The sequence below is a fragment of the Dapis hubbardiae BLCC-M172 genome, from assembly GCF_050016015.1.
Lineage (GTDB): Bacteria > Cyanobacteriota > Cyanobacteriia > Cyanobacteriales > Microcoleaceae > Trichodesmium.
The window spans coordinates 1-8664 of sequence record NZ_JBNHEQ010000140.1; the positions used below are offsets into that span (position 1 = coordinate 1).

9 protein-coding genes are annotated in these 8664 nt (G+C 34.9%); 5 read left to right on the forward strand and 4 right to left on the reverse strand.

Going from position 1 to position 8664, the window contains the following annotated elements; translation table 11 throughout:
* Positions 1–25: 25 nt before the first annotated feature.
* Together ACP6PK_RS12230 and ACP6PK_RS12235 are read right to left on the reverse strand one after the other, a co-directional pair.
* Positions 26–172 carry a helix-turn-helix domain-containing protein gene (locus ACP6PK_RS12230; RefSeq protein WP_426559834.1) on the reverse strand — a complete coding sequence of 49 codons (147 nt, stop codon included), beginning with the start codon at positions 170–172 and terminating at the stop codon, positions 26–28.
* A 121-nt stretch (positions 173–293) separates the two neighbouring features.
* Positions 294–1496: a hypothetical protein gene (locus tag ACP6PK_RS12235; protein ID WP_426559835.1), complete on the reverse strand. Its 1203-nt coding sequence runs from the start codon at positions 1494–1496 to the stop codon at positions 294–296.
* Between the two features lie 1010 nt (positions 1497–2506).
* Between ACP6PK_RS12235 and ACP6PK_RS12240 the strand changes: the two genes are divergently transcribed.
* A complete protein-coding gene (locus ACP6PK_RS12240) occupies positions 2507–3385 on the forward strand; it encodes a tetratricopeptide repeat protein (protein WP_426559836.1) in 879 nt (292 codons plus the stop codon).
* A 95-nt stretch (positions 3386–3480) separates the two neighbouring features.
* On the opposite strand, the gene ACP6PK_RS12245 is transcribed toward ACP6PK_RS12240, so the two are convergent.
* Positions 3481–3906: a hypothetical protein gene (locus ACP6PK_RS12245; protein ID WP_426559837.1), complete on the reverse strand. Its 426-nt coding sequence runs from the start codon at positions 3904–3906 to the stop codon at positions 3481–3483.
* A 967-nt stretch (positions 3907–4873) separates the two neighbouring features.
* Between ACP6PK_RS12245 and ACP6PK_RS12250 the strand changes: the two genes are divergently transcribed.
* Positions 4874–5605, forward strand: a complete 732-nt coding sequence (locus ACP6PK_RS12250; RefSeq protein ID WP_426559838.1) for a hypothetical protein — start codon at positions 4874–4876, stop codon at positions 5603–5605.
* Here ACP6PK_RS12250 and ACP6PK_RS12255 read toward each other — a convergent pair.
* Complete coding sequence (locus ACP6PK_RS12255; RefSeq protein ID WP_426559839.1) at positions 5574–5990, reverse strand: CoA-binding protein; 417 nt, start codon at positions 5988–5990, stop codon at positions 5574–5576. The genes ACP6PK_RS12250 and ACP6PK_RS12255 overlap by 32 nt on opposite strands.
* Before the next feature lie 276 nt (positions 5991–6266).
* Between ACP6PK_RS12255 and ACP6PK_RS12260 the strand changes: the two genes are divergently transcribed.
* From ACP6PK_RS12260 to ACP6PK_RS12270, 3 genes are all read left to right on the forward strand, one after another.
* Positions 6267–7355, forward strand: coding sequence for an alpha-hydroxy acid oxidase (locus ACP6PK_RS12260; RefSeq protein WP_426559840.1), 1089 nt, complete (start codon positions 6267–6269; stop codon positions 7353–7355).
* Between the two features lie 43 nt (positions 7356–7398).
* Positions 7399–7917 (forward strand): TM2 domain-containing protein, encoded by a 519-nt coding sequence (locus tag ACP6PK_RS12265; RefSeq protein WP_426559841.1) that lies wholly within the window; start codon positions 7399–7401, stop codon positions 7915–7917.
* A 113-nt stretch (positions 7918–8030) separates the two neighbouring features.
* The gene (locus tag ACP6PK_RS12270; RefSeq protein WP_426559842.1) at positions 8031–8429 is read left to right on the forward strand and encodes a nuclear transport factor 2 family protein; all 399 of its coding nucleotides are present in this window, start codon (positions 8031–8033) and stop codon (positions 8427–8429) included.
* Positions 8430–8664: the final 235 nt, after the last annotated feature.

Sequence of the window (8664 nt, forward strand, 5' to 3'; positions counted from 1 at the left end):
TTTTGAGAGGGAACAATAGTCCAAACTACTCTTTGCGGGAATTTACCCAATCCTTAATTTCCCGCAAAGAGTAGTTGTAAACTTTGCGAGATATTTCCAGCCAATGCAGCATAGTTTGCTCTTGGATGGGGTCAGGGTTAATTCCGTAGCAATAGTTCATGGTCAGAGTCATACCAGCAATTTTAACACAGAATTATTTAGTAACGAGAACTATATCTTTTGAATTTTGAATTCCGCGTAGCAGCACTATATACATCAATTCTTTCCGCCTAATCCCTACTTCCTAATCCCTATTAATTCCCTTGCTGATCTAGATTTTTCTTTCTTTTAGTTGGTTTAGGAAGAGCTTCTTTACGAATAGGAGTTGAATTTGTTGCATAATTATCACTTTTAGGACGAGGTGTTCTAGGATAACTACTTCTTCTATTATTATTATTCTTATTAAATGTTTTCTTGCCTTTTGATGGAAATTTACTACGATTATTTACAAACAAACTACCAATATCATTACCATATTGAATAACAAGAGATGTATTCTGACGTTGAATATGCAAATCCCAAAAACGATTCAATGGGCGATCGCCTAAATTCCCTTTTAGTTTCAGCTTAAAAAACTTTGGTTCTTCTTCACCTTTGCGGGCTGATTGTTGTACCTTAACTATTACATATTCTTCGTCTTGAGATTGATAAATTACTTCTCCTCGGATAGAAAAATAACCATCATTTAAGGCATCTAAACTATCTGTTTTAATTTCAGGAGTAGGAATAAAATAAACTTTTTCAGAGTTATCTATATCCTCTGTTTCTTGTATTTTTTCTTGACCTTGATCATCTTCAGCAGAAGAAGTTTGCAGCTCTTCTGCATCTGTTAATTCAATAGAAGATTTTCCTTTCGTTCTTAGGGTTTCTGGTTCCCATACCCCCATAATTTGAATATGTAGGTCATTATTTTCTTGTCTGGTACGAGGATAAACTACCCAGAGATGTTCTGATTCTAGGTCTAAATGATTTTTTAATAGACTCATTACCCGACCCAACAATACAGCATCTATTTCCGAACCATCTGGTGTTCGTAAGTTACCCCGTGTAAATTGCTCCGTAGAAGGTTGATAACAACCCCGAACTAAACCTATAGCTCGGTACTGTTTTGGTTCGCTAGGGGGAGCAATTGGATGTTGTCGCACAGTTGTAATATTCTGAGTCGGAGTATCAGTTTCAGTTTGCTCTTGGTGGTTAGATTTGGCAGAATTCAATGGTTTAGTATCTGTCACAGTTAAAGTATTAGTAGTATTAGTCCCTTGATGGTGTTCTTTGGCCATATCTGTGCCGGAAGATTCATTTATTGATTTCACAGTCCTCTCAGAACTTAGGCCATTAGTTGTTCTGGAAAGACTTTGCTTAATATCTGATTTATTAATAGCTTGCTCACTAGGAGGGGCCTCGTGAGATTTTGTAGATTTATTTGTCTTGTGGGAGTGGTTAACAGAAGAATTCATAAAAACTCCTATGAGGGGAGATACATCCCTTGTGGGAATATAGGAAAATACAAGTAATAATCTATATAGAAATTCTAATCTTAGATTAAGAAACGGTTAATTTTATTACAGTCGCCAGGGCGGTTAAGACATTCTTACGCCTCTCAAAATTTAGTCCGTGCTGCGAATGTATGGGTGAATGGCCATTCGCCCATACTTCTGACTTATGCTTATAGATGCCCAGATATTTCACAATAACACAGTTATTTTGGCCTGAGCTGCTAATACCAATCAAGATTTTATGAGCATTGGACTAATTAACTAGCTATTAGCTTTTAGCATTTCCTGACGGAATGCTGCGCAAACAACTAGCCTCCTGCGGAGGAACTACGTTTTTCATGTCGCGCAGCGAAACAGCTTTTAGCTTGTAGGGACGAATGGCCATTCGCCCCTACTGGGTTTAAATCCCCGGTTTCTATAAACCGGAAGGTGGGCCGAGGGGTTTAAATCCCCTTCTAAACGTTTACTGCTGACCGCTGACCGCTTTTTAACTTAGGCTGAGACTAAGACACTGTAACAAGATTATTTAGACTTAAGGTTTCTGGCGACTATCGCTCAGGTGGGACTGAAAACTAAAAACTATGGCTTTCAGTGGGCAAGTCTGATTCACTTTTATTTCAGCCTAGCTAAAAAAATTTAGTATTAGGTAGGATGATTAACCTTGCTATTGTAATTAATCCAATTCAATTGTTGCTCGATCCGTAAAGTTTAGGTAATTTTTCTGGATAAAGATGTAGGTAAAAAAAAACTATTGTTGCTGAAAACTTTAACTGAAAAAACCATAAGTCATCTGGTAAAAGTTCGGTTTTATGAGATGCTATTCCCGGTCAAGATGGAAACCTAAGTTTTACCTAATTGGGTCATCGTCGAGTAGTTCAAAAGTATTGAAGTTGAAATGCTTAAGAACTCTGACTATAGTAATGGTTAAATGAGGCTGAAAGCTATTGTTAAGGTTGGGAGAATTTAATCCAATGGTAGATAAAAATCGTGGTTTTTTGATGGCGGTGGTGGTGCTGGTAATAATTGCTTTCTTGGGGTTTTCTCTATCTCCATTGTTAGGAGGGTTATTAGAGGCCAATCAACAAAATAATCAACCAACTCCATCACCAAATCAGACATCTGTAGCAGATAAAGAAGCAGATTTACTAGCACAGGCACGGGGTTATGAGTTAGTTTTACAAAGGGAACCAGATAATTTAACTGCACTCCAAGGACTTTTACAAGTAAAGTTAGAGTTAATTCAATCAGGTAAGGGTAATATTGAGGAGGTTATACCTCCATTAGAAAAATTGTCTGAACTAAATCCTAGTAGTACAGATTATAATGTTTTGCTGGCTCAAGCTAAAGCATATACAGGCGATCGCGAAGGTGCTGCTCAGATTTATCGTTCCCTTCTGACGAACAAACCAGGCGATCTAAAGGCTTTGCAAGGTTTGGTTAATTTGTTGTTGCAACAAGAGCGCCCTGAAGCAGCTATTGGTTTGTTGCAAGATACACTCAAAGCTGCTCCTGTTGCTAATCAAGTCCAAGCTGGTAGTATTGATGTGGTCTCAGTGCAGTTGATTTTGGGACAGGTTTATGCCGAGCAAAAACGCTACGATGAGGCGATCGCTGTTTATGATGAAGCTATTAAGGGTAATACCGAGGATTTTCGGCCGATTTTGGCTAAGGCAATTATGTTAAAAGAGCAAGGTAATACTGAAGCTTCTCAAGAACTTTTTAATCAAGCAATAGAGCTAGCTCCTGCTGGATTTAAGGACCAAATAAATCGGGAAGCATCTGCTAATTCTGATTCTGAAGCACAGGTATCTCCGGAGGGCAATTCTACAGAGACTGAGACAGAAGAATAAGAAAATAATCTAGATTGACAGTAATTTCAACTAAGTCAAATCTAAATACTAAACAACTTGGGAAATGACTGAATATATTTGGCTCTGAGAAATTATCAGGGTCTTTTTTTACTACATAAACGACCTAGACTAATTAATCCTACTCCTAATACTATGCCTGGATCTATTGGTAGTTGAGAACTTTTTTTCTCAAGATTATATTGCCAATTTCCTACCTTAGCCTTCACAAATTTTGTTTGAGGATTGGCATGAAGAAACTTGTATTCCAAATTACTTTTTTCTGGAAGTTTATTTAGAGTTTGTGTAACTACTATTGCTTCATTAGTAACTTTTGAATTTCCTTGGATAACATCATCAATTACATAATTAGGGTCTATTTTGATAGGAATTTTAGTTGTTTGAGCTGTTAAAAAAAATTCTGATAAATTATTGATTGCCCGTGCAGAATTTAGATTGATCGTGCTGTAAGTAAGAATAGTACCAACAGCAACAGAGGCTATTTTTATCAAATGATTTTTCATGTCAGTGAATTCCACAATACTTTATTAATATTTTTTATTTTGGAGACTTATTTTGACCTCACTTTTGTAATTAACTAACTCAGATACCTTTCTGGATAGTGCTGTCAGGATTTTTAGTCTAAAAAGTAATATTACTGATATGCCATTTTTATTGTATATCGGTTATTTAAGGCTGTGTATTGATCAAATAACGCATGAATAATGATTTATATCATTGACAAGTTTACTTTTTTATGAGTATTTTTCCGTAATTAAAATACTCATTGTTGTAGGCTCTCAATAGATAGACGGAAGTATATAGCTATTTTATTCATTAATGTATGGTTAATTACCCAGAGGTTATTACCCCTTAAGGCTCAATGCCTATACTGAATGATAGCTAACAGAGAGAGAATCTCGATCTAAATTTTGTCTGATGCTTGAAAGAGAACTATATTTTTTATCAAAACTTAACTAATTACTGAAAAGTTAAGGTGTTATTTCAGTTATCAGTTAACAGTTATCAGTTATTAGTTATCAGTCAAGCTTACACGGAGAGAAAAGAAAATAAAAAAATTTCCTTTTCTAGCAGTTTGATAAATTTTTGCTACAAATATTTAGATTACTGCTTAGGAGCCACAATGAATAAATACTTTAAATATCATTTATTGGCTTAAATATGCTTTTTTAATCAAAGGTAAATCTGATTAAATTATTTTCATTTTCCTGATTATTTGTAGGATTATCCTGGAAATATTTGTATTAGGTAATCCTGATATTACAGTAGAAGTCATTATTAGAAGGTATCTTTCATTAATTGATAATTGATAATGGATAATGGATAATTACCTCTGGTTAAAACCGCTCTTGATTGAATATCAGGAAATATCCTAGCACTTTTTTTCCCCTATCCAAGGGGAGGCTTTAAACCAGAATTATTTAATTATTAATTACTCAAGTATTCCTAATTTAGGATTTCAATATCACCATGAAAAACTCAAAGCAATATCAACAATTTATCCCTCAAAAAAAACTAGATTTCCTCTTAGTTTTTTTGATTACTTTTGAACTTTTGATAGTTATAATCTACCTCGGCAGCATCCTAGTCAGCGGTAAACCATACCCCCCATTTGACATGAACGGTCAAATGACTATTTCTTCTTTATTACAAGCATTACATCTGTTTGTAATTGGATTGATACCTTTGATTTTACTCTTTCAAGAATGGCATTCTAAAATATATCCTTCTCGCTGGTTTAAATTAACCTTTGGAATACTATTAATTTACGGCGCTATTGATGAAGTATGGAAAATTCATCTACAACTAAAAAACTGGATTCCTTGGTTAGGTGAACGTGGTTGGCTACAACTATATATAGTTCTTTTTATTATGCCTTTAATTATCTTCTACTCAGAGTTGCGATTTCTCTGGCGTTCTTACCGTAAAGAAACTTTTTTAGCACTACTAGGAATGTTGATTTTTGGTATTGGAGGATTTGGGGCTGAGGTTTTTAAAGATATTGCCCAACCTCTGCTTAATTTATTTTTTACACAAGATTTTTTGACAACTTTTATTGAAAAATTCCGCATTGCCTTTGAAGAATTTTTTGAACTAATAGGAGAAAATTTAATTGTCTATGGATTTTTGTTATTTTGGGGTAAAAGAATAGATGAAAATAAACAAATGGTTAGCCAAGAAGTCGTAAATACTCAACCTTAATACAAACATCTATTGCTATATTTAAACCTGCATCTAATGCTTTATTTGCTGACTGCCAATCTCTCACTCCTACCTGAGTCCAAATAGTTTTAGCCTGGATAGCGATCGCTGCTTCTACGATTTCTGGCAAATATTCAGAACGGCGGAAAACATTAACAATATCTACAGGTTCAGGAATATCTTGTAAAGTAGCATAACTAGCTTGACCATCAATTTCTGTAACTAATGGATTAACCGGATAAACCTTGTAACCTACCTCTCGTAAAAACTGAGCAATTTGATAGCTAGTACGGTCTGGTTTGTCAGAATGACCTACTACAGCAATTATTTGAGAATTTTTCAATATATCTCGCTTTAAACTATCGTTTGTATTCAAATTTACCATGATTTTTCCAAGAAATACGGAACTCTAAATAGAACTATAGCAATCCTATTTCAGTTGTAAGATTTTGGTGGCATTTAGGAGTAGGGGCGATTTGCAAATCGCCCCTACAGGAGTCAGAATTTTCAAGGTTTTCAGCTCAAATTAACTATCATAAAAATTCTCACAAACAATTTAGGATTGCTATATGTTAAAATATAAATATAACTTGATATTGTTTTCTGAACCAGGTTATATTTTGATGTATTTGTATTATAAAAAATATGATTTTATCAGTCAATGAACAAGCCAATTAATATCTTTGAGTATGAGTCTTTAGCACCACAACATTTATCTCAAATGGCACTAGATTATTATGCTAGTGGTGCATGGGATGAAATTACTTTGCGAGATAACCGTAGTGCTTATGAAAAATATAAACTTCGACCTCGAATGTTAGTAGATGTTAGTCAGCGAAATTTAAGTACAAAAATTTTGGGGCAACATATTAAAATGCCGATTTTAATTGCCCCGATGGCATTTCAATGTTTGGCGCATCCAGAAGGAGAATTAGCAATAGCAAGAGTAGCAGCAGAATTAGGTACAACAATGATCTTAAGTACCATGTCAACTAAAAGTTTAGAAGATGTGGCATTAGCTGGAAATGTACCAAAAAGTTTGTGGTTTCAACTCTATGTACATCGCGATCGCTCCCTGACTCGCGCTTTAGTAGAAAGAGCAGAAGCAGCAGGTTATCAAGCATTATGTTTAACAGTTGATGCACCAATTTTAGGTATCAGGGAACGAGACCGAAAAAATCAATTTACTCTACCACCCGGTCTGGAATTAGCTAATTTAATGTCAATGGCAAATTTAGAGATTCCTGAAATAGAAAACGAGTCTGGGTTATTGACTTATTTTGCTAATCAACTCGATCCGGCGCTTACCTGGCAAGATATCGAATGGTTGCAGTCATTAACGTCCTTACCTTTAATAGTCAAAGGAATTTTACGGGGAGATGATGCCATTCGAGCAGTTGAACATGGGGCAAAAGGAATTATTGTTTCTAATCATGGAGGTAGACAGTTAGATGGAGCGATCGCCACTATTGATGCTCTCCCAGAAGTAGTTGCAGTAGTAGGAAATCAAGTTGATGTGTTGATGGATGGAGGTATCCGCAGAGGTACAGACATCCTCAAAGCTTTAGCATTAGGGGCTAAAGCAGTTTTAATTGGGCGTCCGATTTTGTGGGCGCTAGCAGTGGATGGAGAAACTGGGGCGCGTCATTTGTTGGAGCTATTGCGTAATGAATTAGATGTGGCCATGGCATTGAGTGGCTGTGCTAATATAGAAAATATAGATGCTAGTTTGGTGCGTCAATTGAGCTAATAAAATTTATATAGAATTTTTTATTGATATAGGGAGCAAAAAAATGAACCAATCTAAAATCGTTAACAATCCCAAAGTAAATAAAATAGATGAAACTAGAAATACAGGTATGGCTTACCTTTTATGGTGTTCTAGTTTCTTAGGTATTTGTGGATTACATAGATTTTATTCGGGTAAATATGTGACAGGAACTATCTGGTTAGCTACCTTAGGTTTATTAGGAATGGGTCAATTTTTTGATTTATTTTTTATTCCAGGAATGGTAGAAGAGAAAAATCTGAAACTGCTGAAAAAACGATTAAATTCTGGGGATATATTTAATTACTTACCCCAGGAACAAATAGAGAGAATTTTAGAAAAAAATCCTCCTAAGTCAGACACACAAATTATTCTTGAATTAGGAAAGAAACATCCAGAAGGTATTTCCATAGCAGATTGTATTATTGCCACAAATAAAACAGTACCAGAAATGAAAGAACTGTTAAAAAATTTATATAAAGAAGGATTAGTTGAAATGGAAAATCACCCAGAAACAGGGGCAGTTATTTATAAAGTTTTTTAATAAAGATGTTGAGAAAGTATAGCCTTTTAAAGGGACGAAAAAAATCTTCGATTTAGTATTTCAAGCCTCTAGTTGAAGCTAGAGGTACTGATAACTGATAACTGATAACTGAAATGACTGAAACACAAACAAATACACTAGCAATTGCTAAAGCAGCTTTTGAGAAGTTGACTCACGGTTTAGCAACTGGAGAATGGGAACAATTTTTAGATATGCTTACTGAGGACTTTACCTTTTGGTTTCCTGTAGGCAAATTTCATGGCTTAAATGAAGGGAAAGACCGTGCCAGAGAATTTTTTCAGTATGTTTCTGAAGCCTATAGTGAAGGACTTTCAATTACTTCTTTAGACCGTATTACTAGCAATGAAACAACAGTGGTCTTTGAATTTCGAGATGAAGGTCCTATGTGGGGAAAAACTTATAAAAATAGAGTAGCAATTTCTTTTGATGTTCGAGATGACAAAATTTGTGCTTACCGAGAATATTTAGGTAGTGATGGTAAGTCGAATTAATTAATAATAAAGACATGATATTTGAGATGCTAAAAAGTTTAGGTCATATCATATTCGGATTGAGGTTTATGAGGAAAAAACTCCTGACTCCTCTAATATCATTGGGAACGGTTGGTCTAATACCAATTCCTAAAAGGAAGGCTATACTTGAATAACACTTCAGTTATTAAGTAATTACCCAATTATTAATAATTAATAATTAAATAATTCTGGTTTAAAGCCTCCCCTTGGATAG

What these genes read in the sequence shown, in the direction of transcription:
- ACP6PK_RS12230 (WP_426559834.1), bottom strand. Translation starts at nt 172, where the DNA reads ATGACTCTGACCATGAACTATTGCTACGGAATTAACCCTGACCCCATC.
- ACP6PK_RS12235 (WP_426559835.1), bottom strand. Translation starts at nt 1,496, where the DNA reads ATGAATTCTTCTGTTAACCACTCCCACAAGACAAATAAATCTACAAAA.
- ACP6PK_RS12240 (WP_426559836.1), top strand. Translation starts at nt 2,507, where the DNA reads ATGGTAGATAAAAATCGTGGTTTTTTGATGGCGGTGGTGGTGCTGGTA.
- ACP6PK_RS12245 (WP_426559837.1), bottom strand. Translation starts at nt 3,906, where the DNA reads ATGAAAAATCATTTGATAAAAATAGCCTCTGTTGCTGTTGGTACTATT.
- ACP6PK_RS12250 (WP_426559838.1), top strand. Translation starts at nt 4,874, where the DNA reads ATGAAAAACTCAAAGCAATATCAACAATTTATCCCTCAAAAAAAACTA.
- ACP6PK_RS12255 (WP_426559839.1), bottom strand. Translation starts at nt 5,990, where the DNA reads ATGGTAAATTTGAATACAAACGATAGTTTAAAGCGAGATATATTGAAA.
- ACP6PK_RS12260 (WP_426559840.1), top strand. Translation starts at nt 6,267, where the DNA reads ATGAACAAGCCAATTAATATCTTTGAGTATGAGTCTTTAGCACCACAA.
- ACP6PK_RS12265 (WP_426559841.1), top strand. Translation starts at nt 7,399, where the DNA reads ATGAACCAATCTAAAATCGTTAACAATCCCAAAGTAAATAAAATAGAT.
- ACP6PK_RS12270 (WP_426559842.1), top strand. Translation starts at nt 8,031, where the DNA reads ATGACTGAAACACAAACAAATACACTAGCAATTGCTAAAGCAGCTTTT.